General features: G+C 72.2%; 27 protein-coding genes. 13 read left to right on the top strand and 14 right to left on the bottom strand.

What is annotated here, in order from left to right:
- Positions 1-130: 130 nt before the first annotated feature.
- The 8 genes from B4U46_RS15480 (at position 131) to B4U46_RS15445 (ending at position 7,907) form a co-directional block, all read left to right on the top strand.
- The gene (locus B4U46_RS15480) at positions 131-961 is read left to right on the top strand and encodes a redox-sensing transcriptional repressor Rex (protein ID WP_079427908.1); all 831 of its coding nucleotides are present in this window, start codon (positions 131-133) and stop codon (positions 959-961) included.
- The gene (locus B4U46_RS15475) at positions 958-2,763 is read left to right on the top strand and encodes a glutamyl-tRNA reductase (protein WP_079427906.1); all 1,806 of its coding nucleotides are present in this window, start codon (positions 958-960) and stop codon (positions 2,761-2,763) included. Before B4U46_RS15480 ends, B4U46_RS15475 begins: the two co-directional genes overlap by 4 nt.
- A complete protein-coding gene (gene hemC, locus B4U46_RS15470; RefSeq protein WP_079427904.1) occupies positions 2,760-3,716 on the top strand; it encodes a hydroxymethylbilane synthase in 957 nt (318 codons plus the stop codon). Before B4U46_RS15475 ends, hemC begins: the two co-directional genes overlap by 4 nt.
- On the top strand, positions 3,713-5,383 hold the full coding sequence (locus B4U46_RS15465; protein ID WP_079427902.1) for a uroporphyrinogen-III synthase: 1,671 nt from the start codon (positions 3,713-3,715) through the stop codon (positions 5,381-5,383). Before hemC ends, B4U46_RS15465 begins: the two co-directional genes overlap by 4 nt.
- Before the next feature lie 156 nt (positions 5,384-5,539).
- Complete coding sequence (locus tag B4U46_RS15460; RefSeq protein WP_079427900.1) at positions 5,540-5,896, top strand: hypothetical protein; 357 nt, start codon at positions 5,540-5,542, stop codon at positions 5,894-5,896.
- 57 nt (positions 5,897-5,953) lie between these two features.
- A complete protein-coding gene (gene hemB, locus B4U46_RS15455) occupies positions 5,954-6,955 on the top strand; it encodes a porphobilinogen synthase (RefSeq protein ID WP_079427898.1) in 1,002 nt (333 codons plus the stop codon).
- Positions 6,956-7,091: 136 nt separating this feature from the next.
- Positions 7,092-7,577, top strand: coding sequence for a carboxymuconolactone decarboxylase family protein (locus B4U46_RS15450; protein WP_079427896.1), 486 nt, complete (start codon positions 7,092-7,094; stop codon positions 7,575-7,577).
- Between the two features lie 57 nt (positions 7,578-7,634).
- A complete protein-coding gene (locus B4U46_RS15445; protein WP_079427894.1) occupies positions 7,635-7,907 on the top strand; it encodes a DUF1876 domain-containing protein in 273 nt (90 codons plus the stop codon).
- On the opposite strand, the gene B4U46_RS15440 is transcribed toward B4U46_RS15445, so the two are convergent.
- Together B4U46_RS15440 and B4U46_RS15435 are read right to left on the bottom strand one after the other, a co-directional pair.
- The gene (locus B4U46_RS15440; RefSeq protein ID WP_079427892.1) at positions 7,897-8,073 is read right to left on the bottom strand and encodes a DUF397 domain-containing protein; all 177 of its coding nucleotides are present in this window, start codon (positions 8,071-8,073) and stop codon (positions 7,897-7,899) included. The two genes, B4U46_RS15445 and B4U46_RS15440, sit on opposite strands and share 11 nt — an antisense overlap.
- Entirely contained in the window at positions 8,070-8,894 is an 825-nt protein-coding gene (locus B4U46_RS15435; protein ID WP_079427891.1) for a helix-turn-helix domain-containing protein, read from the bottom strand. The genes B4U46_RS15440 and B4U46_RS15435 overlap by 4 nt, the downstream gene beginning before the upstream one ends.
- A 140-nt stretch (positions 8,895-9,034) precedes the next feature.
- Between B4U46_RS15435 and B4U46_RS15430 the strand changes: the two genes are divergently transcribed.
- Positions 9,035-9,415: an ATP-binding protein gene (locus tag B4U46_RS15430; RefSeq protein ID WP_079427889.1), complete on the top strand. Its 381-nt coding sequence runs from the start codon at positions 9,035-9,037 to the stop codon at positions 9,413-9,415.
- Between the two features lie 81 nt (positions 9,416-9,496).
- Here the strand turns inward: B4U46_RS15430 and B4U46_RS15425 are convergent, their stop codons facing one another.
- The 7 genes from B4U46_RS15425 to argS all read right to left on the bottom strand — a co-directional run bounded on the left by B4U46_RS15425 (position 9,497) and on the right by argS (position 16,053).
- Positions 9,497-10,294: a VOC family protein gene (locus B4U46_RS15425; protein WP_079431783.1), complete on the bottom strand. Its 798-nt coding sequence runs from the start codon at positions 10,292-10,294 to the stop codon at positions 9,497-9,499.
- A gap of 117 nt (positions 10,295-10,411) precedes the next feature.
- Entirely contained in the window at positions 10,412-10,843 is a 432-nt protein-coding gene (locus tag B4U46_RS15420) for a hypothetical protein (protein WP_237292888.1), read from the bottom strand.
- Positions 10,840-11,352: an RNA polymerase sigma factor gene (locus B4U46_RS15415; RefSeq protein WP_079427886.1), complete on the bottom strand. Its 513-nt coding sequence runs from the start codon at positions 11,350-11,352 to the stop codon at positions 10,840-10,842. Before B4U46_RS15415 ends, B4U46_RS15420 begins: the two co-directional genes overlap by 4 nt.
- A complete protein-coding gene (locus B4U46_RS15410) occupies positions 11,349-11,783 on the bottom strand; it encodes a DUF3995 domain-containing protein (protein ID WP_079427884.1) in 435 nt (144 codons plus the stop codon). Before B4U46_RS15410 ends, B4U46_RS15415 begins: the two co-directional genes overlap by 4 nt.
- A gap of 196 nt (positions 11,784-11,979) precedes the next feature.
- Positions 11,980-12,519: a hypothetical protein gene (locus B4U46_RS15405; RefSeq protein WP_079427882.1), complete on the bottom strand. Its 540-nt coding sequence runs from the start codon at positions 12,517-12,519 to the stop codon at positions 11,980-11,982.
- 71 nt (positions 12,520-12,590) lie between these two features.
- Positions 12,591-14,135, bottom strand: coding sequence for an alkaline phosphatase (locus B4U46_RS15400; protein ID WP_079427880.1), 1,545 nt, complete (start codon positions 14,133-14,135; stop codon positions 12,591-12,593).
- 154 nt (positions 14,136-14,289) lie between these two features.
- Entirely contained in the window at positions 14,290-16,053 is a 1,764-nt protein-coding gene (gene argS, locus B4U46_RS15395; RefSeq protein ID WP_079427878.1) for an arginine--tRNA ligase, read from the bottom strand.
- A gap of 202 nt (positions 16,054-16,255) precedes the next feature.
- On the opposite strand from argS, the gene lysS reads away from it, so the two are divergent.
- Positions 16,256-17,995 carry a lysine--tRNA ligase gene (gene lysS, locus B4U46_RS15390; protein WP_079427876.1) on the top strand — a complete coding sequence of 580 codons (1,740 nt, stop codon included), beginning with the start codon at positions 16,256-16,258 and terminating at the stop codon, positions 17,993-17,995.
- Between the two features lie 84 nt (positions 17,996-18,079).
- Here lysS and B4U46_RS15385 read toward each other — a convergent pair whose 3' ends face one another.
- The 3 genes from B4U46_RS15385 to B4U46_RS15375 all read right to left on the bottom strand — a co-directional run bounded on the left by B4U46_RS15385 (position 18,080) and on the right by B4U46_RS15375 (position 21,504).
- Positions 18,080-19,585: a DUF2637 domain-containing protein gene (locus tag B4U46_RS15385; protein ID WP_079427874.1), complete on the bottom strand. Its 1,506-nt coding sequence runs from the start codon at positions 19,583-19,585 to the stop codon at positions 18,080-18,082.
- A gap of 77 nt (positions 19,586-19,662) precedes the next feature.
- Complete coding sequence (locus tag B4U46_RS15380) at positions 19,663-20,475, bottom strand: DUF3558 family protein (protein WP_079427872.1); 813 nt, start codon at positions 20,473-20,475, stop codon at positions 19,663-19,665.
- Positions 20,476-20,619: 144 nt separating this feature from the next.
- Positions 20,620-21,504 (bottom strand): DUF3558 domain-containing protein, encoded by an 885-nt coding sequence (locus B4U46_RS15375; RefSeq protein WP_123995740.1) that lies wholly within the window; start codon positions 21,502-21,504, stop codon positions 20,620-20,622.
- A 190-nt stretch (positions 21,505-21,694) separates the two neighbouring features.
- On the opposite strand from B4U46_RS15375, the gene B4U46_RS15370 reads away from it, so the two are divergent.
- Complete coding sequence (locus B4U46_RS15370) at positions 21,695-22,888, top strand: RtcB family protein (RefSeq protein WP_079427868.1); 1,194 nt, start codon at positions 21,695-21,697, stop codon at positions 22,886-22,888.
- 58 nt (positions 22,889-22,946) lie between these two features.
- Here the strand turns inward: B4U46_RS15370 and B4U46_RS15365 are convergent, their stop codons facing one another.
- Positions 22,947-23,504 (bottom strand): Uma2 family endonuclease, encoded by a 558-nt coding sequence (locus B4U46_RS15365; RefSeq protein ID WP_079427866.1) that lies wholly within the window; start codon positions 23,502-23,504, stop codon positions 22,947-22,949.
- A gap of 143 nt (positions 23,505-23,647) precedes the next feature.
- Here B4U46_RS15365 and B4U46_RS15360 point away from each other — a divergent pair, with 143 nt between their 5' ends.
- On the top strand, positions 23,648-24,319 hold the full coding sequence (locus tag B4U46_RS15360) for a polysaccharide deacetylase family protein (protein WP_079431782.1): 672 nt from the start codon (positions 23,648-23,650) through the stop codon (positions 24,317-24,319).
- Here B4U46_RS15360 and B4U46_RS15355 read toward each other — a convergent pair.
- Entirely contained in the window at positions 24,316-25,083 is a 768-nt protein-coding gene (locus B4U46_RS15355; RefSeq protein WP_079427864.1) for an SDR family NAD(P)-dependent oxidoreductase, read from the bottom strand. The two genes, B4U46_RS15360 and B4U46_RS15355, sit on opposite strands and share 4 nt — an antisense overlap.
- 213 nt (positions 25,084-25,296) lie before the next feature.
- Here B4U46_RS15355 and B4U46_RS15350 point away from each other — a divergent pair, with 213 nt between their 5' ends.
- Positions 25,297-25,764, top strand: a complete 468-nt coding sequence (locus B4U46_RS15350) for a hypothetical protein (RefSeq protein WP_311736935.1) — start codon at positions 25,297-25,299, stop codon at positions 25,762-25,764.
- Positions 25,765-25,791: the final 27 nt, after the last annotated feature.

Raw genomic sequence — 25,791 nt, 5'->3', positions numbered from 1 at the left:
CCCGGTCACTTTGCTCGGACAAAGCGGACACAATCTTTGTGCACGCGTTCACAAAGACATAGCCTGCTTCCGACGGGGCGGTCCTGGGACACGAGGCCGCCTGCAGCCCCGCTCATCCCGCAGGAGCATCGTGGCAACTGGCCGAACTCACCGACCGGCGACCCGCAGCCGAGGTATTCCCGAGGCCACTGTCGCCCGGCTTCCGCTGTACCTGCGCGCGCTCACCGCGCTCTCCGAGCGATCGGTGCCCACGGTGTCCTCCGAGGAGCTCGCGGCCGCCGCCGGAGTCAACTCCGCGAAGCTGCGCAAGGACTTCTCCTACCTCGGCTCCTACGGGACGCGGGGCGTGGGCTACGACGTCGAGTACCTCGTCTACCAGATCTCCCGCGAGCTCGGGCTGACCCAGGACTGGCCCGTCGTCATCGTCGGCATCGGCAACCTCGGCGCCGCCCTGGCCAACTACGGCGGTTTCGCCTCCCGCGGGTTCCGCGTGGCCGCGCTGATCGACGCCGATCCGGCGATGGCCGGGAAGCCGGTGGCGGGCATGCCCGTGCAGCACACCGACGACCTGGAGAAGATCATCGAGGAGAACGGCGTCTCCATCGGGGTCATCGCGACCCCGGCGGGCGCCGCGCAGCAGGTCAGCGAGCGGCTGATCGCGGCGGGGGTCACCTCCATCCTGAACTTCGCGCCCACCGTGCTGTCCGTGCCGGACGGGGTGGACGTGCGGAAGGTCGACCTGTCGATCGAGCTGCAGATCCTCGCGTTCCACGAGCAGCGCAAGGCCGGCGAGGAGACCGGCGGCGGTGCCGCCGAGGGCGTCGGCGCGCCCGCCGAGGGCGGTGCCGGCGGGACCGGCGCCGCTCCGGCCGCGGCCGTCGAGCCGCCGGCCGGGCGGGGCGCGGCCTCCGCGCGTAAGGGCGGCCCCGAGGGCGACGTCCCGGCGGTGATGCCGGCATGAGTCTGCTCGTCGTTGGCCTGAGCCACCGCAGCGCGCCGGTGAGCGTGCTGGAGCGGGCCTCGCTGTCCGCCGACGCCAAGGTCAAGCTGCTGCACGACACCCTGGCCGCCGAGCCGGCGGCCGAGGCGACCGTGCTGGCCACGTGCAACCGGATCGAGCTGTACGCCGACGTGGACAAGTTCCACGCCGGTGTCGCCGAGCTGTCCACGCTGCTGGCCCAGCACAGCGGGGTCGCGCTGGAGGAGCTCACCCCCTACCTGTACGTCCACTACGAGGACCGGGCGGTGCACCACCTGTTCTCGGTGGCGTGCGGGCTGGACTCGATGGTGGTCGGCGAGGGACAGATCCTCGGGCAGATCAAGGACGCCCTGGCGCTGGGGCAGGAGCTCCACACCGCCGGGCGGCTGATCAACGACCTCTTCCAGCAGGCGCTGCGGGTCGGCAAGCGGGCGCACTCCGAGACCGGGATCGACCGGGCCGGGCAGTCGCTGGTGACCTTCGGCCTGGAGCAGCTGGCCGTGCGCGAGCCGGTCGCGGACTGGGCCGCGGGCAAGCGGGCGCTGGTGATCGGCGCCGGGTCGATGTCCTCGCTGGCCGCCGCGACGCTGGCGCGGGTCGGGGTCGCGGAGATCGCCGTCGCGAACCGGACCGCGGAGCGGGCGGAACGTCTCGCGGAGATCCTGGTTGCCTCGGGCACCGGTGTGGGGGCGCGGGCCGTTCCGATGTCCGCCGTCGCGGATGAGCTGGCGCTCGCGGACGTGGTGGTGTCCTGTACCGGGGCCACGGGGCTGGTGCTGACCGGTGACGATGTCGCGGCCGCGGTCTCGGGTGGCCCTGGGGGGCATTCCCCCACCCCGCCCCTTCTCCCCCAGCTACCGCTGGGGGGACCCCCAGAAACCGGGGCTGCGCCCCGGACCCCCTCCCAGGGCTCCGCCCCGGACCCCGTGGCCGGGGCTGCGCCCCAGGCCTCCTGGGGGCTCCGCCCCCAGACCCCAGCGCCTCAATCGCCGGCGGGGCTTGATCTGGCCGATGCCGATGTTCTGGCGCGGCTCGTCGCCGCTGCTGAAGGCGGGCAGCGGCGGCTCGCCGATGCCGGGGCCGCTCGGACCATCGTGCCTGCCGCGCCCGCTGAGGACGTGTGTCCCGTCGGGGACGGGCGGTCCGCGCTCGCCGGGGTGGACGCCAGTTCGCTGGAGCTGCACGGGGCCTGGGCCGATCAGGGCGAGGCCGCCGCGCACCGGCAGCCCCGGCGGGGGACCCGCAGCCACGCCGACGGGGCCGTCCCCGTGCGGCTCGCCCTGCTGGACCTGGCCATGCCGCGGGACATCGACGCCGCCGTGCACCGGATCCCGGGCGTGCGGCTCGTGGACATCGAGAGCCTGGCCGAAGCGAGCGCGGACGCGCCCATGGCCGCCGACGTCGACGCCGTGAAGGCGATCGTGGCCGAAGAGGTCGCGGCCTTCGGGGCGGCGCAGCGGGCCGCGCACATCACCCCCACCGTCGTCGCCCTGCGGGCGATGGCCGCCGAGGTCGTCGCCATGGAGGTGGCACGTCTCGACGGGCGGGTACCCGACCTCGACGAACGCCAGCGCGCGGAGGTCACCCAGACCGTGCGCCGCGTCGTCGACAAGCTCCTGCACGCGCCGACCGTGCGCGTGAAGCAGCTCGCGAGCGAGCCCGGCGGCGCCGGGTACGCCGAGGCGCTGCGTGAACTCTTCGACCTCGACCCTCAGACGGTGGCATCCGTCAGCCGGGCGGACGCGGCCGATCCGAAGAACGACGACCCAGGACGGGCATCATGAACTCACGTCCCGACCAGCCCCTCCGGCTTGGCACGCGGCGCAGCAAGCTGGCCATGTCCCAGTCCGGGCACGTCGCCGAGGCGGTCCGGGCGGTCACCGGCCGGCCCGTGGAGCTCGTGGAGATCACGACGTACGGCGACGTGTCCCGTGAGAACCTCGCGCAGATCGGCGGAACCGGCGTGTTCGTCACCGCGCTGCGCGACGCCCTGGTGCGCGGTGAGGTCGACTTCGCCGTGCACTCGCTGAAGGACCTGCCGACCACGCAGCCCGACGAGCTGGTCATCGCGGCCATGCCGCAGCGGGAGGACCCGCGCGACGCCCTCGTGGCGCGCGACGGGCTGACCTTCGAGCAGCTGCCGGACGGGGCCCGGGTCGGTACCGGCTCGCCGCGCCGGATGGCGCAGCTGAACGCGTACGCGAGGAACCTGGGGAAGTCCGTCGAGTGCGTGGCCATCCGGGGGAACGTCGACACCCGGATCCAGTTCGTGCGCGACGGGGAGCTCGACGCGGTCGTGCTCGCCGCCGCCGGCCTGAACCGCATCGGCCGCGGTGACGAGGCGACCGACCTGCTGTCGGTCGACAACGTGCTGCCCGCGCCCGGCCAGGGAGCCCTGGCCGTGGAGTGCCTGGCGTCCGACACGGAGCTGATCGCCGCGCTCGCTCAGCTGGACGACCCGTACACCCGGGCCGCGGTGACCGCGGAGCGAGCCCTGCTCGCGGCCCTGGAGGCCGGCTGCAGCGCGCCCGTGGGCGCCCTCGCCGACGGCCAGACTGTCAATGAAATGCGCCTGCGTGGTGTCGTCGGGACCCTCGACGGTTCCACGCTGGTGCAGCTGTCCACCACCGGTCCCGTGCCCCAGTCGTACGACGAGGCCATGGCGCTCGGCCGCGAACTCGCGGACGAGATGCTGGCCAAGGGCGCGGCCGGTCTGATGGGGGAGCGATCCCTTTGAACCCCTCAAGCCCCACCACCTCCGCATTCCCGGCCGTCGCGGTCCAAGGGCTCGTCACCTTCCTGGGTGCCGGCCCCGGCGACCCGGGTCTGCTGACGCTGCGCGCCGTGGAGGCGCTCGGCGCCGCGGACGTGCTGATCGCCGAGCCCGAGGTGCTCGACGTCGTACGGACCCACGCGCGTGCGGGCGTCGACACGCCGCAGCTGACGGTGGCTGACGAGAAGTCAGCCGCCGCCGGGGTCCCGGTGATCCGCGACGCCGCCAATCTTGTCATGGAGGCCGCGCGGTCCGGCAGGCGGGTCGTCCGTGCCGTCACCGGCGACCCGGGGCTCGACGGGAACGCCGCCGCCGAGATGCTGGCCTGCGCGAACGAGGGCATCCCCTTCGAGGTCGTCCCCGGTGTCGCGACCGCCGTCGGCGTGCCCGCGTACGCGGGTGTGCCGCTGCGCGGCGACAAGGGCGCCGACGTGCGCTTCGTGGACGCCAAGCACGCCTCGCCGCGCTGCTGGGCCGAGGTGGGCGCCGGCGAGGGCGGCGTCGTGGTCGTCTCCGCCACGCTGGAGACGGTCGCCGCGGCGGCCGCCGAGCTGGTGTCGGCCGGGCGCAAGCCCGAGACCCCGCTGACGGTGACCGTGGGCGGTACGACGACCCGGCAGCGGACCTGGACCGCGACCCTGGGCACCATCGCCCAGGTGTTCAAGCAGGGCAAGGTGCTCCCCTCCCCCGAGGGCTCCCGCCCGGTCATAGCCGTGGTCGGCGAGCAGGGCGCCGCCGCGCGCCGCGAGGAGCTGGCCTGGTTCGAGTCGAAGCCGCTGTTCGGCTGGCGGGTGCTCGTGCCGCGCACCAAGGAGCAGGCCGCTTCGCTCTCCGACCAGCTGCGTTCGTACGGCGCCGTGCCGCACGAGGTGCCGACCATCGCCGTGGAGCCGCCGCGTACCCCGCAGCAGATGGAGCGGGCGGTCAAGGGCCTGGTCACCGGCCGCTACGAGTGGATCGCCTTCACCTCGGTGAACGCCGTCAAGGCGGTGCGGGAGAAGTTCGAGGAGTACGGGCTCGACGCGCGTGCCTTCGCGGGCATCAAGGTCGCCGCCGTCGGCGAGCAGACCGCGGCCGCGCTGGTGGAGTTCGGTGTGAAGCCGGACCTGGTGCCCAGCGGTGAGCAGTCGGCCGCCGGTCTGCTGGAGGACTGGCCGCCGTACGACCCGGTCTTCGACCCGATCGACCGCGTGTTCCTGCCGCGCGCCGACATCGCCACCGAGACGCTGGTGGCCGGCCTGATAGAGCTGGGCTGGGAGGTGGACGACGTCACCGCCTACCGGACCGTGCGCGCCTCGCCGCCGCCGGCGGACACCCGTGAGGCGATCAAGGGCGGCGGCTTCGACGCCGTTCTCTTCACGTCGTCCTCGACCGTCCGCAACCTGGTCGGCATCGCGGGCAAGCCGCACAACGTGACGGTCATCGCCTGTATCGGGCCGGCGACGGCCAAGACGGCGGAGGAACACGGCCTGCGCGTGGACGTGCTGTCGCCGGAGCCGAGCGTGGGCAAGCTGGCGGAGGCGCTGGCCGCGTACGGGGAGGCCCGCCGGGAGGCGGCCAAGGAGGCCGGCGAGACCGTGGCCCGGCCGAGCGAGCGCCGTCCGGGCGCGCGTCGCCGCCGTACGACGTGAGCGCCTTAGCGGCGTTAGCCGCAGCGGTGGCGGGAGGGGCCCGGGTGCGCAGAGCGCCCGGGCCCCTTCGGCGTACCGGGTACCCAGGCGGGGCTGAGTAGCGGGTTGAGTAGCCGTGCGGATCCGGTCGGGGCGCGGGTGCGGTGGGATGGGGGCATGACCGAGAACCCCCTCACCACGGACGCCCCGGCCCGCTGGGCCTTCGTGGCACCGCTGGTCTCCACACTGGTGACGCTGCCGGCGGCCCTGCTGGCGCTGTTCTTCGCGGGGATGTCGCCGATGGCCTGCGACTCCTGTGACACGCAGGCCGCGCACGCCTTCGACGCGAGCTTCCGGATCGCCTGGCCGGTGTTCATGGCCGGGCTCGTGGGAGTCCTGGTGCTGCTGGTGTGGTGCTGGGCGCTGCCGTGGCGGGTGCGCAACACGGCCCGGCGGGTGGGGCTGGCGTTCGCCGCGCCGGGTCTGGTCGTGCTGGACACGGTCGTCTTCTCGGCGCTGGTCGACTGGCCGTAGGGGACAGCCAATAGGCTGGGGGCGACTGCTGTCGATGCTCGAAGAGGCGACTAGAAGATGAGCGCGTACGGATCCTTCCCCGGCTCGCGGCCCCGGCGGCTGCGCACCACCCCGGCGATGCGGCGGATGGTGGCCGAGTACCGGCTGCACCCCTCGGACCTGATCCTGCCGGCGTTCGTCCGGGAGGGCATCAGCGAGCCCCTGCCGATCTCGGCGATGCCGGGCGTGGTGCAGCACACCCGGGACACGCTGCGGAAGGCCGCGGTGGAGGCCGTCGAAGCGGGCGTGGCGGGGATCATGCTCTTCGGCGTCCCGGCGGACGAGAACAAGGACGCGCTGGGCACGGCGGGCACCGAGCCGGACGGCATCCTCCAGCTGGCGATCCGCGACGTGCGGTCCGAGGTCGGCGACGACCTGGTGATCATGTCGGACCTGTGTCTGGACGAGTACACCGACCACGGCCACTGCGGGGTCCTGGACGAGAACGGCCGCGTCGACAACGACGCGACGCTGGAGCGGTACGCGGAGATGGCCCAGGTCCAGGCCGACGCGGGCGTCCACGTCGTGGGCCCGAGCGGCATGATGGACGGCCAGGTCGGCGTGATCCGCGACGCGCTGGACGAGACGGGCCACGAGGACGTGTCGATCCTCGCCTACACCGCCAAGTACTCCTCCGCCTTCTACGGCCCCTTCCGCGAGGCCGTCGCCTCCTCCCTCCAGGGCGACCGCAAGACCTACCAGCAGGACCCGGCGAACGCCCGCGAGTCCCTGCGGGAGCTGGCCCTGGACCTGGAGGAGGGCGCCGACATGGTGATGGTCAAGCCGGCCGGCCCCTACCTGGACATCCTGCACCGGGTCGCGGAGGCCGTGGACGTGCCGGTGGCGGCGTACCAGATCAGCGGCGAGTACGCGATGATCGAGGCGGCCGCGGAGAAGGGCTGGATCGAGCGCGACCGGGCGATCATGGAGACCCTGCTGGGCATCAAGCGGGCGGGTGCCGACACGATCCTGACGTACTGGGCGACCGAGGTCGCGGGCCGGCTGCGCAACGAGCGCTGACCTCCGGCGGTGGGGGGCGGTCGGTGCGACGGCCCCCCACCCGAATTTTTTCCGCCCGGGCTGTCACATTCGCCTCGCGGGACGGGTCAGTGCAGTGAGAACGACACGCTGACACTGACGAAAGAAGAGGCCGGCCATGACCGAGACCCACCGCTCCCGCCTGTCCAACCCCGTGAAGACGCTGCCCGACCTCGGCGCGCTGACCGGGATGATGTTCAAGGTGATCGGCAACGGCACGGTCCCGCAGTCCACGATCTCCCTGGTGCACCTGCGGGCGGGCCAGATCGTCGCCAACACCTACCTGACGACGATGCACACCGACGCCCTGCGCGCCGCCGGCGAGACCGAGCAGCGCATCACCGCCGTCTCCTCCTGGGTGGACGCCCTGTGCTTCACCCCGGCCGAGCGGGCGGCCCTCGCCCTGGTCGAGGCCGTCCTGACGGCCCCGGCCGCCGGCACCGAGCGGGTCTCGGACGAGGTGTTCGCGGAGGCGGCGGAGCACTACGACGAGAAGGCCCTGACGACGCTCGTCCTCGCGATCAGCCAGGTCAACTTCTTCATCCCGCTCGCCCTGATCGGCAAGCCGCTGCCGGGCCAGGCCCCCTCCGAGCAGTGGACCTGATGCGCGGGGGCGCCGCCGGGTGCACCCTGGAATTCAGCGGCCACGGAGGTGATCGCCATGAAGGATGCCGTCGGATGGCATGTGGAAATGGAGTTCCAGGAGGACAACAAGCGCACACGGGCGGCGGCCCTCGTCCGGCTCCCGGACGGGAACGAGGTCCGCGGGCACGGGTACGCCAGCCGTCACCCCAGTGACGGTAATCAGGCCCGGGTCGGCGAGGAGATCGCGGCGGCCCGCGCGCTGAACGATCTGAAGGAACAGTTGCTCACCAAGGCGCACGGGGAGATCGACGAGGCGTCGGGACGCACGTCGTACCCGATCACCCGCTGACCCAGCCGGTGAGCGCCGCCCAGCTGGCGGGGGCAAGGTCGAGGACGGGACCGTCCTCGACCTTGCTGTCCCGGACGTGGATGGTGGTGGGGGTGGTGGCGACCTCGACGCACGCGTCGCCGTCACCCCCGCTGTAGCTGGATTTGATCCACTTCAAGTTGCTCATAGGTCTCCTAGCAGGCGGTCCAACAGGCCCTGTGTCTCGACGGTGTTGAGGGCCTGAGTCCGCAGCATCGCATATCGCCGAGCCATGATGCTGACCTCGGCGGGGTCCGAGATGAGCCTGCTGCCACGCTGACTCTCCGAGTACCCGAAGTGCTGGTGTGAGGGGGTCTCCACGAGGATGAAGGGGCCGTCGAGCGCCGCGTGGGCGGGCTGGCCCAGTGGCATCACCTGGATGGAGACGTCAGGGAGTTGCGAGCATGCGAGCAAGTGGCGCAGCTGTTCCCGGTGCACCTCAAGTCCGCCGATGCGGTGGCGGACGGCGGGTTCCCAGATGACGAAGCTGAGGGTCGGCGGTGTCTTGCGGTGCAGGATCTCCTGGCGTGCCATGCGGCGGGCGGTGAGATCCTCGACCGTCTTCGGGGGGTGCGCCGGGACTCGGCATGTGAAGAGGGCCCGGGCGTAGCCCTCCGTTTGAAGCAGCCCCGGCACGCGCTGGCCTTCGTACCAGGAGAGGGCGATGGCCGCCCGCTCCAGGGCCAGATATTCCTCGGCCCACGGAGGTGTCGTGTCGACGGCGGGGAGTTCGAGTGCTGCCACGGTCAGCAGGCCCGGCAGAGCCAGGTGGAAGTCCAGCAGCTCGGCGACGTTCGGCATGAGGGTGCGTCGGCCCTGCTCGATGGAGCCGATCGTCTCCTCGTCCACCTTGATCAGGTCGGCGAGCTGCTTCTGGGTCAGGTTCTTGGCGAACCGGGCGGTGGCTACCTGCTTGCCGACCATCTTCATGGTCGTCGCATTGGGCCGCGGGCGCTTCTTGGGTGGCATGCCGATGAACTCCCCGCCTTCGGACGTGGATTATCCCCGGCCGACCCGTACTCATGGCAGAGTACGGGTCGGCGCTCTGTAGCAGCCTAGTCACGCCGCGCCACCATCGTCCGGTGGATCTAAATACTCAACCCGGGCTGATGCGGGAGCGGTTGTTCCCCCGGGCCTACCAGACGGTCTCCTCCGCACGGGACTTCGCGCGCGAGACGCTCGACGCGTGGGGGCTCCCGGACCGGCGGGACGACGTGGTGCTCTGTGTCAGCGAGCTGGCGACCAACGCCCTGCGGTACGGGGTCCCGCTGGGGCGGTCGTACCGGGTGCGGCTGCTGAACTTCGGGTGCTGCCTGCGCGTCGAGGTGCACGACAGCGGGCCCGGGCGGTCGCGGATGCTGGGGCGGGCCCCGGGGAGCGGGCTGCGGATCGTGGAGGCCGTCTCCGACCTGTGGGGGGTGCTGCCCCGCTCGCCGGGGAAGGTCGTCTGGGCCGAGTTCCGCTCCGACGGCTGTTGGCCGCGCCCGTGAAGGGGGCGAGTGGTACGCCCGCTGACGCCGCCGGGAACCGGCGGCCCCGCTCGTCGCCGAGCGGGGCCGGGGCGGCGGTCGTCAGGCCGGCTGTTCCTGCATCGAGGCCGTGATGACGGAGAACGCGCCGCCCTGGGGGTCGGCCAGGACGGCCATGCGGCCCGCCGCCATGTCGAAGGCCGGGGCCAGGACCGTGCCGCCGGCGCGGACGGCGGCCGCCTGGATCTCGTCCACGCTGTCCACGTGGAAGTACGGCTGCCAGTGCGGCGGCACGCCCGGCGGGAGCTTGCTCAGGTCCATCATTCCGCCCACCGCGCGGCCGGCGACCTGGAACTCGATGTACTCCTCGGCGCCGGGCATCTCGGACCGTGCCGTGGTGACGGGCAGGATCGAGGAGTAGAAGGCCGACGCCCCCGCCAGGTCGGGCGTGGTCAGTTCGTTCCAGATCAGGGCGCCGTGCTCGTTGACGATGCCCGCGCCGTCGAAGGTGCCGGGCTGCCACAGGCCGACGACCGCGCCCGCCGGGTCGGAGATCACGGCCATCCGCCCCAGGTCCATGACGTCCATCGGGCCCATCATGACCGTGCCGCCGGCGTCGGTGACGGACTTGAGGGTGGAGTCGAGGCCGTCGGTGGAGAGGTACGTGGTCCACACGGTGGGCGGCATGGGGTCGGGGACCGTGCCGTCCGGGTTCATCGCCTTCATGATCCCGGCCACCGGCTTGCCCTTGAGGGTGCAGACGGCGTAGCCGCCCGTCTCGGGCGGGCCCACCTCTCCCTGCCAGCCGAAGAGGTCGCCGTAGAAGTCGAGGGCCGCCTGCTGGTCGGGGACCATCAGGTCGATCCAGCAGGGGGTGCCGGGCTTGTAGGGGCCGTTCATGTCGGGCACGGGGGCCTCCGGGGTCTGGGACGGGGGTGGACGGGCCGTCCCCTACCCGTCCCTGCGGGGCGGAACCGGGCCGTCCGGGTGAACCGCCGCCTCCCGGGGGCTGGCCCGCTAGCGGCCCACGCGGGATGCGAGGCGGTGGGCGGCCTTCGTGAGTTCCGGCTTCGTGCCGAAGGGGAGGACCGCCGCGCGGGTGGGGACGCGGACGCCGCCCGTCAGGGCGATCCGGGTGCCGGATCCGTCCGGGGCGGCGGCCAGGCCGACCAGGAGGAAGCGGCTCTGGAGCCAGCACCAGCCCGGGCGGCGGAACCCCCGCAGGTGGGCGCGGAAGCCGTACTTGCTGCGGGCCAGCAGTTCGATCCGGTCGCCGTCGCAGTGCAGGAGTCGGGTGTGCTGGAGGTCGGGGAGGAAGTCCAGGGCGGACATGACCGGCCAGACCTCCTCGAAGGGGGCCGCGAGGGTCCGCTCCACCAGCTGGGCGCCTCGTACGCCCGCCGCCATGATGCGGAGGCGGTGGACGTCGTCGATCTCGTGCGGCGTCATGCGGACCATGCCTTTCGGAAGCTGGAACGGGCCCGGTGCAGGCGGGACTTGGCGGTGCCGGGCGGGATGTCCAGGACGGCCGCCGCGGCCTCCTCGTCCAGGCCCTCCACGTCCCGCAGGACGAGCACCGCCCGGTGGGCGGGGGACAGGCGGGCCAGGACGTCCTCGATGTCGGAGGCCAGGTGGGGGTCGCCCTTGGCGGGGATCTCGGTCAGGTCCGCAGCCGGCCGGGTGCGGGAGGCGCGCTGGGCCGTGCGGACGGACTCGCGGACCGCGATGGCCCGCACCCACCCGTACAGCGCCTCGGGATCGCGCAGCGAGCGCAGGGCGGTGAAGACGGCCAGCAGTGCCTCCTGGGCGGCGTCCGGGCCGTCCGCGAGGGCGATGGGCGTGCAGATCCGGGTGACGTACGGGGTGAGGTGGTCGAGCAGTTCGTGCAGCGCGAGGGTGTTCCCGGCGCGGGCCGCGCGGGCGAGGGCGATGCCGCGTGCGCGGTCGGCCGGGGTCATCTGGCGCGCGCCAGCCGTGCGGCCGCCCAGCCGAAGCCGAGGCAGGCGGGGGTGTAGACGGCGAGGTTGAGGGTGTGGAAGGGGCTGCCGGGCGGGCTGGGCAGGAGCCCCGCGGCCCAGGCCAGGCCCGCGAGGCCCCGTGCGGCCAGGCCCGCCGCGACCGCGCCGGTGACCGCGCGGGCGGCCCGGCCGCCGCGGCGGCGGGAGTGGGCGAGGACGGCGGCTGCGGCGGTGAGGGTGAGCGCGGCCAGGGGCAGGACGACGGGCGGGGCGAAGGACACCTCCGTGCCCAGGACCGCCAGGGAGAGGGCGCGTTCGCTCCGGGCGGGCCAGGTGGCGCCGGTGGCCCAGTACAGGTGCGCCAGTCCGTCGGCGGCCAGGAGCGCGGCCAGCGCGGCTCCCGTGCGGCGGCGTGCGGTGTCGTCGTCCATGTCGTGTCCCCCTCGGAGTGTCCGTTGGTGCCGGTACATCGAGGAGGCGGCCGGCCGCGGGAACGTTCCCTGTGACTCGCGTCACGTCAGGAGGGGGTCAGTGCAGGACGCGCTTGCCGGCAACGACCGGGGGATGGCCCCGCTCGGTGAGGACCCGGTGCAGGAGCCCCGCCGGCAGGTCACCGCGCTCCAGCGGCTACTCGTTGACCAGGACGGGGATCGACAGGACCGCCGCGGCCGGGGTGCCGGTGAGGTGGTCGGCGGGGACGGTGAAGTCGATGCCGTCGCCGGTGGCGCGGGGGCCCGTGTGGGGCTGTCCGGCGTGGCCCTCCTCGCCCTCCTCCTCGTAGTGGAAGGTGCCCGTGCCCAGGAGGTGGCCCTGGGCGTCGTAGTAGGCGGCGGTGATCTCCAGGGCCAGGGTGTCGCTGACGTCGGAGCTGATGGCGATGTGGCCGGTGACGGACGGGGCCGCGGTGAGGTGGGTGTCCGTCAGCTTCACGCGGTCCGTGAACGGGCCCTGCCCGGTGCGGACCTCGCCCGCGGCCGGCGCCGGGGTGAGGACGGCGGCCGGGGCCGGGGCGCTGCGCGGGGCGGGCAGGGACACCGGGGCGGCGGCCGGGGCCGGGTCCTTGGCGGCGGCGGGGGCTGCGGCGCCCGAGCAGCCGGTGGCCAGCGCGAGGAGGGCGGCCACGGCGGTGGCGGCGGCGGCCGCGCGGGGGAGGTGGGTCAGCGACATCGGGAGTGCTCCTGGGGAAAGACGGCGGCCGGGGCCGGGGGAGTGCGCCCCCGGCCCCGGCCGCCCGGGGATCAGTGCTGCTGCGGAGAGCGGCCGAACAGCGAGCGGTACATCTTGCCGTACAGCTCGGTGTTGATCTGGCTCGCGGCGAAGACGTTGCTGCCCGGGCCGTAGGCGTAGATCGGCACGTCCGCGCCGGTGTGGTTGCCCGACAGGTAGGTCAGCCACAGGCTGGCCTCGGGGCTGCCGTCCTTGACGTCCTTCGGGTCGTCCGGGGTGCGGAAGGTCGCCGGGGCGAAGTTCTTCGTGTCACCGGCGCCCGCGCCGTTGACGATGCCGCTGGAGCGGGCCGGGTCCTTGGCGCCGGAGGCGGTGCGCGAGGGGACGCTGTTGTTGGCGGGGTTGCCGGCGTCCGTGTTCGCCGGGGGCGCCACGGCCTCGGCGTTGGTGTACGTGCCCTTCTCGATGATGTTGAAGCCGGCGCACTCGTGGTCCGCCGTGACGATCACGAGGGTGTGGCCGTCCTTCTTCGCGAACTCGTACGCGGCCTTGACCGCGTCGTCGAACGCCTTGATCTCGTCGAGGGTCTGCGCGGCGTCGTTGGCGTGCGAACGCTTGTCGATCTGGGCGCCCTCGACCTGGAGGAAGAAGCCCTTCTTCGACTTGTGGCGGTCGTACGAGCCGCCCTTGCGGTCGGTCAGCAGCTGGATCGACTTGCGGGTCATGTCCGCGAGCGACGGCTCCTGCTTCTGCGGGGCGTCGGCCGGCAGGGCCGCCTTGTTGTGCTCCACGGTCAGGTTGCCGCGGTTGAACAGGCCGATGACCTTCTTGCCGTTGGCCTTGTCCAGGTCCGCCTTGGTGGCGACCTGCTGGCTGGCGGCCGTCTGCGCGGGCAGCTTCGGGTCGCCGAAGCTGCCGAGGACCTGGTAGCCCTGCGCCTGGAGGGCCTTCTGGTCGTCCGGCTCGAAGCGGGCCAGGCCGCCGCCGAGGATGACGTCGGCGGTGCCGTTGCGGGCGATCTGCTCGGCGATCGGGGTGATCAGCGTCTTGTCGGCCGGGGCCGCCTCGTAGCTGCCGTCGTCCTTCTTCGGCAGGCACGCGGCGTCGGAGTACACCGGGCCCTGGCAGCCGCGCAGCAGCGCGTGGCTGAACTCGGCGGCCGGGGTGGCGTCGGTGACCTCGGCGGTGGAGACGTTGCCCGTGGCGAAGCCGGCCGCGTGGGCCTGCTCCATCAGCGTGGTGACCTTCTTCTCGTACGCGTCCACGCTGATGGCCGCGTTGTAGGTCTTCACGCCGGAGGACCAGGCGGTGGCGGAGCTGGCCGAGTCGGTGACCAGGGCGGGCTTCGCGCTGTTCTTCTCGACGGCGTAGGTGGCGACCGCGCCCGTGTTGGGGAGGGTCTCCATGGTGAGCTTGCCGCCGGCACCCATGAACCGGTCACGGGCGGCGGTCACGTGGGTGCGGCCCATTCCGTCACCGAGGAGGTAGATGACGTTCCGGATGTCCTGGTGCGAGTCGCTCTGCTGGGGCGCGGAGTTCGCGGTGACGGCGGTGCCGGCGGCCACGGCGCTGGCGATGGCCAGGACGGTGAGCGTCTTCAACGGTCTGCGGCGCATGTGCGGGAGATCCCCCTCGGGTGTTCGGCACGGTTCGCGCCGAACGTAGGAGGGCCGCGTGAACGGTCGGCTACCACCCGATGTTCCCCGGCCGAACAAACACTCGGCCCCCGGCGCGGGGTGGTTGCGCCGGGGGCCGTCGTGGGGTGGTGCGTCAGAGCTTCTCGGGGGTGCGGATGCCCAGGAGGGACATGCCCTTGTTCAGGGTGCGGGCCGTCAGGTCGCACAGGAACAGGCGGTTCTCGACCTGCTGCGGGGTGTCGGCCTTGAGGACCGGGCACTCCGCGTAGAAGGTCGTGTAGAGCGAGGCCAGCTGGTACAGGTACGCGGCCAGCTTGTGCGGGGCGTACTCGGACGCGGCCTCCGCCACCAGCTCGCCGAAGCCGTCCAGGTGCAGGCCCAGCGCCCGCTCCGAGGCCGCGAGCTCCAGCTCCGGGTGGGCGGCCGGCCGGGCCTCGCCCGCCTTGCGCAGGATCGACTGGATACGGGCGTACGCGTACTGGAGGTACACGGACGTGTCACCGGTCAGCGAGACCATCTGGTCCAGGTCGAACTTGTAGTCGCGCGAGGCGGAGGTGGAGAGGTCCGCGTACTTCACCGCGCCGATGCCCACCTGGGCGCCGCGCTCGGCGATCTCCTCCTCCGTGAGGTCCTGGGCCTTCTCCCGGACCACGGAGGCGGCCCGCTCCACCGCCTCGTCCAGCAGGTCCACCAGCCGGACCGTCTCGCCCTCACGGGTCTTGAACGGCTTGCCGTCCTTGCCCAGGACCGTGCCGAAGGCCAGCTGGACGGCCTTGACCTCGTCGTTGAGCCAGCCCGCCCGGCGGGCCGTCTCGAAGACCATCTTGAAGTGCAGCGACTGCCGCGCGTCCACCACGTAGATCAGCGTGTCCGCGTTCAGGTTCCCCACGCGGTCGCGGATCGCCGACAGGTCGGTCGCGGCGTAGCCGAAGCCGCCGTCCGACTTCTGGACGATCAGCGGCGTCGGGTTGCCGTCCGGGCCCTTGTACTCGTCGAAGAACACGCACAGCGCACCGTTGGAGCGGACGGCCACGCCCGACTCCTCCAGCAGCTTGCAGGTCTCCACCAGCATGTCGTTGTAGCCGGACTCGCCGACCACGTCCGGGTCCTGGATGTCCATGTCCAGCTTGTTGAAGACCGAGTAGAAGTAGATCTTCGACTCGTCCACGAACCGCTGCCACAGGGCCAGGGTCTGCGGGTCGCCCGCCTGGAGGTCCACCACCCGCGCCCGCGCCCGCGTCTTGAACTCCTCGTCGGAGTCGAACAGCGCGCGCGAGGCCTTGTACAGGCGGTTCAGGTTGGACATGGCCTCCTCGCCGGACGCCTCGCCCTCCCCGCCCTTGTGGTCCAGCTCGTGCGGGTGCTCCAGCAGGTACTGGATGAGCATGCCGAACTGGGTGCCCCAGTCGCCGATGTGGTGGCGGCGGACCACCTTCTCGCCCGTGAACTCCAGGATCTCCACCATCGCCGCGCCGATCACGGCCGACCGCAGGTGGCCGACGTGCATCTCCTTGGCCACGTTCGGCTGCGCGTAGTCGATCACCGTGGTGCCGGCGGTCGGGGACAGCGGCACGCCGAGGCGGTCGTCGGCGGCGCGCGCCGCGAGCGTGCGGATGATCGCCTCGTCCGAGACGGTGATGTTGAGGAAGCCGGGGCCCGAGACCTCGATCTCCTTGATCAGGTCACCCGTGGGGATGGCCTCGACCACGGTCGTCGCCAGCTCCCGCGGGTTGGCCTTGGCCTTCTTCGCGAGCGCCAGGATGCCGTTGGCCTGGAAGTCGGCCCGGTCGCTTCGTCGCAGCAGCGGGTCGGCCGCACCGGCCTCCGGCAGGGCGGAGACGAGGGCGTCCGAGACGCGCTGTTCGACGGAGGAAGCGAGGGAAGGGACCGAGGCCATGAGCTGCCGTTCCTGTGAGGTTGTGCCCGAGTGGGTCTTGGGCGTTCCGACAAGTGCCGAGTATCCCACGCGGAGGCTGCCGGGTCCCCGGCATATCACCCGCCGCACCGCCCGCCGTATCACCAGACGGAAGCAACCCCGGAGCGGCCCCTTCCGTCTGGGAGAATGGCCGAAGCCAGCATTCGAGATAGAAGGACGTGTCGTGGCTCAGAGCGCGCAGAGCAACACAGAGACCGACTGGGTCTCCCGTTTCGCGGACGAGGTCATCGCCGAGGCGGAGCGCCGAGCCCCGGGCAAAACGATCGTCGTCGCGTCCGGCCTCTCCCCGTCGGGCCCGATCCACCTGGGCAACCTGCGCGAGGTCATGACCCCCCACCTGGTCGCGGACGAGATCCGCCGCCGGGGCCACGAGGTCCGCCACCTCATCTCCTGGGACGACTACGACCGCTACCGCAAGGTCCCCAGGGGCATCCCCGGTGTCACCGAGGAGTCGCACGCCCAGCACATCGGCCGCCCGCTGACCTCCGTGCCCGCCCCCGAGGGCTCCCCGTACCCGAACTGGGCCGAGCACTTCAAGGCCGCCATGGTCGCCTCCCTGGCCGAGCTGGGCGTCGAGTACGACCCCATCAGCCAGACCGAGCAGTACACCTCCGGCGCCTACCGCGACCAGGTCCTGTTCGCGATGAAGCACCGCGGCGACATCGACGCCGTGCTCGCCCAGTACCGCACCAAGCAGAAGCCGGGCGCCAAGAAGCCCCAGCAGAAGCCCCTCGACGAGGCCGAGATCGAGGCCGCCGAGGGCTCCGGCGCCGCCGGCGAGGACGACGGCAGCGCCGAGGGCGCCGAGTACTTCCCGTACAAGCCCTACTGCGGCCAGTGCGACAAGGACTTCACCAAGGTCACCGCCTACGACGACGAGACCACCGAGCTGACCTACGTCTGCACCGAGGACCAGTTCACCGAGACCGTCAAGCTGTCGGAGTTCAACCGCGGCAAGCTGGTCTGGAAGGTCGACTGGCCCATGCGCTGGGCCTACGAGGGCGTCGTCTTCGAGCCGTCGGGCGTGGACCACTCCTCGCCGGGCTCGTCCTTCCAGGTCGGCGGCCAGATCGTCGGCCTCTTCGGCGGCGAGCAGCCCATCGGCCCGATGTACGCCTTCGTCGGCATCAGCGGCATGGCCAAGATGTCCTCCAGCAAGGGCGGGGTCCCCACCCCGGCCGACGCGCTGAAGATCATGGAGCCGCAGCTGCTGCGCTGGCTGTACGCCCGCCGCCGCCCCAACCAGTCCTTCAAGATCGCCTTCGACCAGGAGATCCAGCGGCTCTACGACGAGTGGGACAAGCTGGAGGGCAAGGTCGCCGACGGCTCCGTGCTGCCGGCCGACGCCGCCGCCCACTCCCGCGCCGTCCGCGTCGCCTCCCACGAGCTGCCGCGCACCCCGCGCCCGATGCCGTACCGCACCCTCGCGTCGGTCGTCGACATCACCGCCGGACACGACGAGCAGACCCTGCGCATCCTCTCCGAGCTGGACCCGGAGAAGCCGCTGACCTCCCTCGACGAGGTCCGCCCGCGCCTGGACCGCGCCGAGAACTGGATCACCACCCAGGTCCCGGCCGACCAGCGCACCCTCGTGCGCGAGGAGCCCGACGCCGAACTGCTCGCCTCCCTCGACGAGGAGGGCCGCCGCTCCCTGGCCATGCTGCTGGAGGGCCTCGACACCCACTGGTCGCTCGACGGGCTCACCACCCTCGTCTACGGCGTGCCGAAGGTCATGGCGGGCCTGGAGCCCGACGCCAAGCCCACCCCCGAGCTCAAGGTCGCCCAGCGCGAGTTCTTCGCCCTGCTCTACCGCCTGCTCGTCACCCGCGAGACCGGCCCCCGCCTGCCCACGCTGCTCCTCGCGGTCGGCGCGGACCGGGTGCGGGCGCTCCTCGCGGTCTGACCTCATAGGGTCTGACCTCATGGCCGAAGGGCCCGCACCGCCGGATCACCGGGGGTGCGGGCCCTTTCCGCGTGCGCGGGCGGCCTACTGCATGAACCTGCTCTCCAGGTCGCGCTGGTAGCGCTGCTTCAGCGTCGGCATCATGGCCTCGATGACCGAGACGCTGTCCGGTTGGAGCGGCCCGTAAGCGGCGGCGAGGGCCTGGTCCAGCTGGTGGGCGGTGGGGTGGCTGTTCTTCGCCTCCACGTAGGCCTGGTACGCCTCGTACGCCGCTTCCTCGAATTTCTCCTGGTCGAGGGCGTCGTGCGCCTCGTCGGCCTCGTCGTAGGCCGGGGTGCGGGGGTCCTGCTGCTCCTCCGGGCCCGCCGGGGGCATCACCGGGGTCGGCTCCAGGCCCTCCACGTACTGCGGGTTGTAGCCGCCCTCGTACGCCGCCTGCGGAGCCTTCGGCCCGGCGAACCAGGCACTGTCGTGCGGGGCCGGCATGGCCTCCGGGGCCACCGCGAACGGCGCCGGCGCCTGGGCGAGCTTCGCCTGCCCCAGCCGCGCCGCGGCCCGGTCCAGCCCCTCCCACTGCTCGGGAACGGCCGGCCCCTCGGGCTCCACGGGCCCCAGGTGCGCGACGTGCGCGACCTGCTCCACGGGCTCCGCGTGACCCTCAGGCCCCGTCGGCCCCGCGCCCCCGGCGGCCTGCGGAGCCACCGCCAGGGCCGGAGCTGGCCCCGCCGCGGCAGCGCCCTGGCCGGCCCCGGGCGCCACGGGCAGGGCCGGTGCGGCACCCGCCTCCGGACCCGCCACGGCCGGACCGGCCACCGCAGTACCCATCGCGACGGCCGGACCGCCCACCGCCGGACCCATCGCCACCGCCGGGGCCTGCACCACCGCCGGAGGCAGCAGCACCGGGTCGATGCCCGCCGCGGCCAGCCCCTCCGGCGCCGTCTGCGCCAGCGGCACACCGATCCGCGCCAGCCGCAGCGGCATCAGCGCCTCCACCGGCGCCTTCCGCCGCCACGCCCGCCCGAACCGGGCCTGGAGCCGCGCCTGGTAGATCAGCCGGTCCTGCTCCATCCCGACCGCCTGCTCGTACGAGCGCAGCTCCCACAGCTTCATCCGGCGCCACAGCCTGAACGTCGGCACCGGGGACAGCAGCCAGCGGGTGATCCGCACCCCCTCCATGTGCCGGTCCGCGGTGATGTCCGCGATCCGGCCCACGGCGTGCCGCGCCGCCTCCACCGTCACCACGAACAGCACCGGGATCACCGCGTGCATGCCCACGCCCAGCGGATCCGGCCAGGCCGCCGCGCCGTTGAACGCGATCGTCGCCGCGGTCAGCAGCCAGGCCGTCTGCCGCAGCAGGGGGAACGGGATCCGGATCCAGGTCAGCAGCAGGTCCAGCGCCAGCAGCACGCAGATGCCCGCGTCGATGCCGATCGGGAACACCAGCGAGAAGCTGCCGAAGCCTTTCTTCAGCGCCAGGGCACGAACCGCGGCGTACGAACCCGCGAAGCCGATACCCGCGATGACGAGCGCTCCGGCGACCACGACACCGACCAGAATCCGGTGCGTACGAGTCAGCTGCATCGCGGCCACTCGAGATCCCCTCCCCTTGCGAAGCTACAGGCAGGCACAGCGTACGGGTGACCCTGCGTCACCCGCGCCGCAGACCCCTACTGCTTCGGCGAGGCCGAGGCCGACGGGGAAGCGGAAGACGAAGCGGAAGCCGACGGCGACTCCGCACCGGAAGGCGCCTGCTCGTTGGCGCCGTTGGCCACCGAGGTCACGACCTCCTTGGCCGCGGCGATCGCGTCCTGGAGGAGCTTGCCCTGGTCCGGCGCGCCCGCGCCCTCGTAGGCGGCACCGTTGAAGTCGAGGGTGACCACGACGTTCTGGGTGCGGGCCACGACGGTGGTGTTGAAGAAGTCGACGTCCTTCTTGATCCCGTAGATCACGGACGTCCCCTGGTCACCGACCCCGTCGGCCTGCTCGACCTTGACGTCGTGCGCGTCCTTGGTGGTCTTCGCCAGCTCGATCTGCTTGTTGTACTGCTCCTCCGCGCGCTTGTTGCCGCTGCCCAGGGAGGCATGCGAGTCGTAGCGCACCAGGGACACGGACAGCCAGCGGTACTGCGAGCCCTTCGTGCCGTCCGTCTCCAGACCGTTCCAGGAGCAGCTCGCGCGGTTGGCGAGGTCGTTGGACTTGGCGGCCGTGCCGTTCTTGTCCTTCGCGTCGTGGACGAGGGACTCGATCGTCTTGGCGGAGACCGCCTTGCAGGGGTCCGGCAGCTTCTCGTACGCCACCTTCTCCAGCGCGGTGGAGCCCTTCGTGCCCGGCTTGGACGAGGAGGACGACGAGGACTTCTTGCCGGAGTCCGAGCCCGAGGAGGACTTCCCCGAGTCGGAGGAGCAGCCGGCGACGGTGAGGATCACCGGGACGGCTGCGCAGGCGAGGACGCGGGTGAGGCGCGAGGCTGATCGGTGCATGGTTCCTTCAGACGTTGGGGACATCTCGGTGCTTCGGGGTCGTGCTTCAGGGGTGTGGGACCCCCGCAACGGTAGCCCGATCCGGAGCGGGACTGCTGTGCGCGCCGTCACGCGGGCCGTGCACGCCCCCCGGGAGCAGCGCGCTCACTCGCTGAAGCGCTCCGCCAGGGCCTCGGCCAGCTGACGGGTCTTGTCCTGCGTTTCCGCGGCCGGCGGGACCTTGCCCGGAGCGGAGGGCTGGACGCTGTACTCGACGGTGACGATCACGTTGGAGGTGCGGAAGACGATCCGCACGGTGCGGTTCTGCGCGGCGGTGGCCCCGGCCGCGCCAAGCTTGTCGTCGAGGAACCCCTCGCTCCCGAGCCCGTCCAGCACCCGCGAACCGAGCTCGGGGGAGCCGGTGGCGGAGGCGGAAGGGGTGGGGGCGGAAGGGGTGGGGGCGGTGGCGGGCGGCGACTGCGGGGCCTCGGGCCCGCCGGGGGCGGTGCCGGCGGGGGCCCCCGTGCCGGGGCTCGTGCTCGGGCTCGGTCCAGGGCTCGCGCTGGAGCCGGCGGCCGGGCCGGGGAAGGGCAGGTGCGCGTCCGTCAGCCGGCGCACGTACACCTGGTGAGCCTTGTCGTCGTCGCTCGCGGCGGCGCGGTCGTATGAGACCACCCGCTCGAAGGTGACCGACAGCAGCAGGGCAGCCTCGGGCGTCTGGGCGTTCCAGCGGCAGCCGACGTGCCGGTCGGCGTCGTACGAGGACTCGGCCGTCCCGGCGTAGAGCTGCTCGCGCTGCTCGGTGGTGAGGGAGTCCGAGGCCGGGAGCATGGCCCGCAGCCGCTTGCCGTCGACGGCCTTGCAGGGCTGGGGGAGGCTGCGGTACTTGCCGGGCTGCGCGGGCGCGGCGGTGCTGCTGCCGTTCTTCTGGTCGCCGATCCCGCCGATGCCGTCGCCGCCGGTGCACGCGGTCGCGCCGGCGGCGAGCGCGGTGAGCACCGCGATGCCCGGCAGGAATCGACGGCGCACCCGCGTGCGTTCCACGTCCATCGGCTTCACTCGCTCCCCTGGCTTCCTTGGCGTCCTCGGGAAAATCCGTTGCCGCGACTCGGACACGGATGGACACAATGTCTATCGCACACGCTGGTGCCGGCGCCGGTTCCCTGTCTGGTTTGGGGGTATGAGCGCGGCTTTTCGCGTACTCCTACCTTTCTGCTGATTTCCGGGGGATTGTTCTGTTATGTCGTATGTAGAGGTACCCGGGGCGAAGGTCCCGATCAGGATGTGGACGGACCCGGCGTCGGTCGAGGACAGCGCCATGCGGCAGCTGCAGAACACCGCCGGGCTCCCGTGGATCAAGGGCCTGGCCGTCATGCCGGACGTCCACTACGGCAAGGGCGCGACGGTCGGCTCGGTGATCGCGATGAAGGACGCGGTGTGCCCGGCGGCGGTGGGCGTGGACATCGGCTGCGGCATGTCGGCGGTCAAGACCTCCCTCACGGCGAACGACCTCCCGGGGGACCTGTCGAAGCTGCGGTCGCGGATCGAGCAGGCGATTCCCGTGGGGGCGGGGATGCACCGGGAGGCGGTGGATCCGGGGAGGCTGTACGGGTTCTCCGAGACCGGGTACGCGGACCTCTGGAAGCGCTTCGACTACATCGCCGATGCGGTCAAGTTCCGTCAGGAACGTGCCGTGAAACAGATCGGAACGCTCGGCTCCGGCAATCATTTCATCGAATTCTGTCTCGATGAGTCAGGTTCGGTCTGGCTGATGCTGCACTCCGGCTCGCGCGGCATCGGCAACGAGCTCGCCGCGCACCACATCGGCGTGGCCCGGGGCCTGGCGCACAACCAGAACCTGGTCGACCGGGACCTGGCCGTCTTCCTCGCCGCGACCCCGGAGATGGAGGCGTACCGCAACGACCTCTTCTGGGCGCAGGAGTACGCCAAGTACAACCGGGCGGCGATGATGAGCCTGTTCAAGGAGGTCATCCGGCGGGAGTTCCGCAAGGCGAAGGTCTCCTTCGGGCAGGAGATCAGCTGCCACCACAACTACGTGGCGGAGGAGCGGTACGACGGCATGGACCTGCTGGTCACCCGCAAGGGCGCGATCCGCGCCGGCAGCGGGGAGTACGGGATCATCCCCGGCTCGATGGGCACGGGCTCCTACATCGTGAAGGGGCTCGGCAACGAGAAGTCCTTCAACTCCGCCTCGCACGGCGCGGGCCGCAAGATGAGCCGCACGGCGGCGAAGAAGCGGTTCTCGGCGCGGGACCTGGCGGAGCAGACGCGGGGCGTGGAGTGCCGCAAGGACTCGGGCGTCGTGGACGAGATCCCGGGGGCCTACAAGTCGATCGAGCAGGTCATCGACCAGCAGACCGACCTGGTGCAGGTGGTGGCGAAGCTGAAGCAGGTCATCTGCGTCAAGGGCTGAGACGGGTGCGGAGGGCCCCGGACCGTGAGCGGTCCGGGGCCCTTTGCGCGCGCCCGGCCTACTCGCCGTCGAGGAGCAGGTCCACCGGGAGTTCGAGGGTCACGCCGACGGACTCCGGGACGGTGACGGTGGTGCCGCGCTTGTGGGCCTCGCGGGAGCGGTATTCGCCGCCCTGGGGGTCGGTGTGGAGGACTGCCTCGTCGTGGTGGCGGTCGGCCACGACGTAGACCGGGATGCCGGCCTGGGCGTAGCAGTGGGCCTTGACGTGCAGGTCGTCGGGCCAGTGGTCTCCGGTGACCTCCAGGACCATGCGGAAGGCTTCCGGTGCGTAGCAGTGCTTGCGTGGCTCGGAGTTCATGAAGGTCCGTTCGACAACGGAGAAGTCGGGGACGGCGAAGTCGTCCGGTCCGGAGGGCAGCCACAGGCCGAGGGCCTGGAGGTGGCTGAGGCCCGCCGCACGTGCTCCGGCGTCGTGGAATGCCTCGGCCAGTCTGGTCAGGACGAGGGCATGGGTCCCGTCGTCGTGGGGTGTTGCCGTGAGTCGTCCCTGGAGGATCTCCACGCGGTGGCAGGGAAGGTCTCGGGCGAGGCGGTCGGCGGCGGCGGTGATGTTCACCGCCCCAGGGTCGGTGGGTTGGGGAGTCGGCGGTGGTGTTCCCTGTTCGTTTCACCCGTGGGAGTTGCCGCTAGTGGTGGTGCAACTTCCACTTGTGGTGCGGGGGTTGACGGCCGGAGATGGTCTAGACCAGGGTGGGCGGCATGTGGAGAACTCGTGTGCTCGTCGCCGCGTTCGCGGCGTTGTCGCTGGGGGTCGGGGTCGCGGGGTCGGCTCAGGCCGCCGCGGGGTTGCCGCCCGTCGTGGCGCACGTGCCCACCTCGGAGAAGGTCGTGTTCATCACGATCGACGACGGGTGGACGCATGACGCCGAGGCCGCGCGGATGCTGAGGGAGCGGCGGGTGCCCGCTTCGTTGTTCTTGCTGCCGGGGGCCACCGCCTATGACACGCAGTACTTCACCGATCTGGTCGACGGCGGGCGGGTCTCGGTGGAGAACCACACCGTGAACCATCCCGATCTGACCACCCTCGACGCCGCCGGGAAGGACGCCGAGGTCTGCGGGGCCGGGGAGCGGCTGGAGGAGACGTTCGGGAAGGCGCCCAGGCTGCTGCGGCCGCCGTACGGGGCCGTCAACGACGACGTGCGGCTGGCGGCCAAGGCGTGCGGGGTGAAGGCGCTGGTCACCTGGACCTACGACTTCACCACCTGGAGCCAGACCCCGCCGGCCCCGCAGCTGAAGGGCGGGGACATCGTGCTGCTGCACTTCACGCCGACGCTGGCGGCGGACCTGGACCGCGCGCTGGGTGCGGCCAGGGCCGCGGGGCTGAGGCCCGCGCCCCTGATGCCGTACCTCAGGAGTGCCGGGCTGGTCTAGAGCTCGCGGTGGACCTTCGTGTTCGAGGCCTGGGCGCGGGGGCGGACCACGAGGAGGTCGATGTTGACGTGGCTGGGGCGGGTCACCGCCCAGGTGATGGTGTCGGCCACGTCGTCGGCGGAGAGGGGGTGCGCGACGCCCGCGTACACCTTCTCCGCCTTCTCCTTGTCGCCGCGGAAGCGGGTGGTGGCGAACTCCTCGGTCTTGACCATGCCGGGGGCGATCTCGATGACGCGGACGGGCTGGCCGACGATCTCCAGGCGGAGGGTTTCGGCGAGGACGCGGGCGCCGTTCTTCGCGGCGACGTAGCCCGCGCCGCCCTCGTAGGTGGCGTGGCCGGCGGTGGAGGAGAGGACGACGACCGTGCCGTCGCCGCTGGCGGTGAGGGCGGGCAGGAGCGCCTGGGTGACGTGGAGGGTGCCGATGACGTTGACCTCGTACATCGTGCGCCAGTCGGCCGGGTCGCCGGTGGCCACGGGCTCGGCGCCGATGGCGCCGCCGGCGTTGTTGACGAGTACGTCGCAGCGGGAGAGGGAGGCGGCGAAGGCGTCGACGGCGGGGCGGTCGGTGACGTCGAGGGCGTGGGCGGTGGCCTCGTGACCGGCCGCGGTGAGCTCGGCGGCGAGGGCCTCGATGCGGTCCTTGCGGCGGGCCGTGAGGACGACGTGGTAGCCCGCGGCGGCGAGCTGACGGGCGGTGGCCGCGCCGATTCCGCTGCTCGCGCCGGTGATGACGGCGGTTCGGGTGGCCGTGCGCGTGCTCATGGGCGGGGCTCCTCGTTCGGTCGCTCGTGGCGTGGTGCGTGCTCGTTCGTTCGTGCGTACGGATGCGCGCGAACGTTCGCCAGCATAGGCCGGGGGGCTGACGGGGCGCGTGCGGGAGCGGTGGCGAATGGGGGTGGGCTCGCCCTCGTTCGTGTGATGGTCCGATCGGCGGTTCGTCGGGGTGGTTACCGTCCGCGCGAGGAGGTGGTGGCGGTGCGCCGTGGTGCCGTACGGAGTGTGGTGGTGGCGGGCTCGCTGGTGCTGGCGGGGGCCGGGCCGGCGGGTGCGTGGGCCGGGCCGGAGGCGGACGTGGCCTACCACGGGCGGGTGTCCCTGGTGCGGGGGCAGCTGCGGGTGTGGATGGTGCCGCAGAACGAGGGGCCGTCGGGGCTGGCGGACGCGACGGTGCGGGTGCGGCTGTCGGCGGACCTGGCGGACGCGCAGGAGCTGTCCGCGGGGTGTGCGCGGGCGGGGGAGCGGGAGGTGGTGTGCGAGACGGGGCCGCTGCCCGAGCACGGGCGGGGGCGGCACATCGGGCTGGTGCTGGGGCTGCGGGAGCGGCCGGCGGAGGTGGCGGTGCGGATCGACACCTGGTGGAACGGCGGGGCGACGGACCGCAACAGCGGCAACAACGAGCACGTGGTGCTGGCGCTGGACACCGGGGACGCCTACGCGTTCTGAGGGGCGGCGGCGCGTCCTCCGGCGGGC

The organism is Streptomyces katrae, from assembly GCF_002028425.1.
GTDB lineage: Bacteria > Actinomycetota > Actinomycetes > Streptomycetales > Streptomycetaceae > Streptomyces > Streptomyces katrae_A.
This window is presented reverse-complemented; position numbering and strand designations above follow the sequence as displayed.

What these genes read in the sequence shown, in the direction of transcription:
- B4U46_RS15475 (WP_079427906.1), top strand. Translation starts at nt 958, where the DNA reads ATGAGTCTGCTCGTCGTTGGCCTGAGCCACCGCAGCGCGCCGGTGAGC.
- hemC (WP_079427904.1), top strand. Translation starts at nt 2,760, where the DNA reads ATGAACTCACGTCCCGACCAGCCCCTCCGGCTTGGCACGCGGCGCAGC.
- B4U46_RS15460 (WP_079427900.1), top strand. Translation starts at nt 5,540, where the DNA reads ATGACCGAGAACCCCCTCACCACGGACGCCCCGGCCCGCTGGGCCTTC.
- hemB (WP_079427898.1), top strand. Translation starts at nt 5,954, where the DNA reads ATGAGCGCGTACGGATCCTTCCCCGGCTCGCGGCCCCGGCGGCTGCGC.
- B4U46_RS15450 (WP_079427896.1), top strand. Translation starts at nt 7,092, where the DNA reads ATGACCGAGACCCACCGCTCCCGCCTGTCCAACCCCGTGAAGACGCTG.
- B4U46_RS15445 (WP_079427894.1), top strand. Translation starts at nt 7,635, where the DNA reads ATGAAGGATGCCGTCGGATGGCATGTGGAAATGGAGTTCCAGGAGGAC.
- B4U46_RS15440 (WP_079427892.1), bottom strand. Translation starts at nt 8,073, where the DNA reads ATGAGCAACTTGAAGTGGATCAAATCCAGCTACAGCGGGGGTGACGGC.
- B4U46_RS15435 (WP_079427891.1), bottom strand. Translation starts at nt 8,894, where the DNA reads ATGCCACCCAAGAAGCGCCCGCGGCCCAATGCGACGACCATGAAGATG.
- B4U46_RS15430 (WP_079427889.1), top strand. Translation starts at nt 9,035, where the DNA reads ATGCGGGAGCGGTTGTTCCCCCGGGCCTACCAGACGGTCTCCTCCGCA.
- B4U46_RS15425 (WP_079431783.1), bottom strand. Translation starts at nt 10,294, where the DNA reads ATGAACGGCCCCTACAAGCCCGGCACCCCCTGCTGGATCGACCTGATG.
- B4U46_RS15420 (WP_237292888.1), bottom strand. Translation starts at nt 10,843, where the DNA reads ATGACGCCGCACGAGATCGACGACGTCCACCGCCTCCGCATCATGGCG.
- B4U46_RS15415 (WP_079427886.1), bottom strand. Translation starts at nt 11,352, where the DNA reads ATGACCCCGGCCGACCGCGCACGCGGCATCGCCCTCGCCCGCGCGGCC.
- B4U46_RS15410 (WP_079427884.1), bottom strand. Translation starts at nt 11,783, where the DNA reads ATGGACGACGACACCGCACGCCGCCGCACGGGAGCCGCGCTGGCCGCG.
- B4U46_RS15405 (WP_079427882.1), bottom strand. Translation starts at nt 12,519, where the DNA reads ATGTCGCTGACCCACCTCCCCCGCGCGGCCGCCGCCGCCACCGCCGTG.
- B4U46_RS15400 (WP_079427880.1), bottom strand. Translation starts at nt 14,135, where the DNA reads ATGCGCCGCAGACCGTTGAAGACGCTCACCGTCCTGGCCATCGCCAGC.
- argS (WP_079427878.1), bottom strand. Translation starts at nt 16,053, where the DNA reads ATGGCCTCGGTCCCTTCCCTCGCTTCCTCCGTCGAACAGCGCGTCTCG.
- B4U46_RS15380 (WP_079427872.1), bottom strand. Translation starts at nt 20,475, where the DNA reads ATGCACCGATCAGCCTCGCGCCTCACCCGCGTCCTCGCCTGCGCAGCC.
- B4U46_RS15375 (WP_123995740.1), bottom strand. Translation starts at nt 21,504, where the DNA reads ATGGACGTGGAACGCACGCGGGTGCGCCGTCGATTCCTGCCGGGCATC.
- B4U46_RS15370 (WP_079427868.1), top strand. Translation starts at nt 21,695, where the DNA reads ATGTCGTATGTAGAGGTACCCGGGGCGAAGGTCCCGATCAGGATGTGG.
- B4U46_RS15360 (WP_079431782.1), top strand. Translation starts at nt 23,648, where the DNA reads ATGTGGAGAACTCGTGTGCTCGTCGCCGCGTTCGCGGCGTTGTCGCTG.
- B4U46_RS15355 (WP_079427864.1), bottom strand. Translation starts at nt 25,083, where the DNA reads ATGAGCACGCGCACGGCCACCCGAACCGCCGTCATCACCGGCGCGAGC.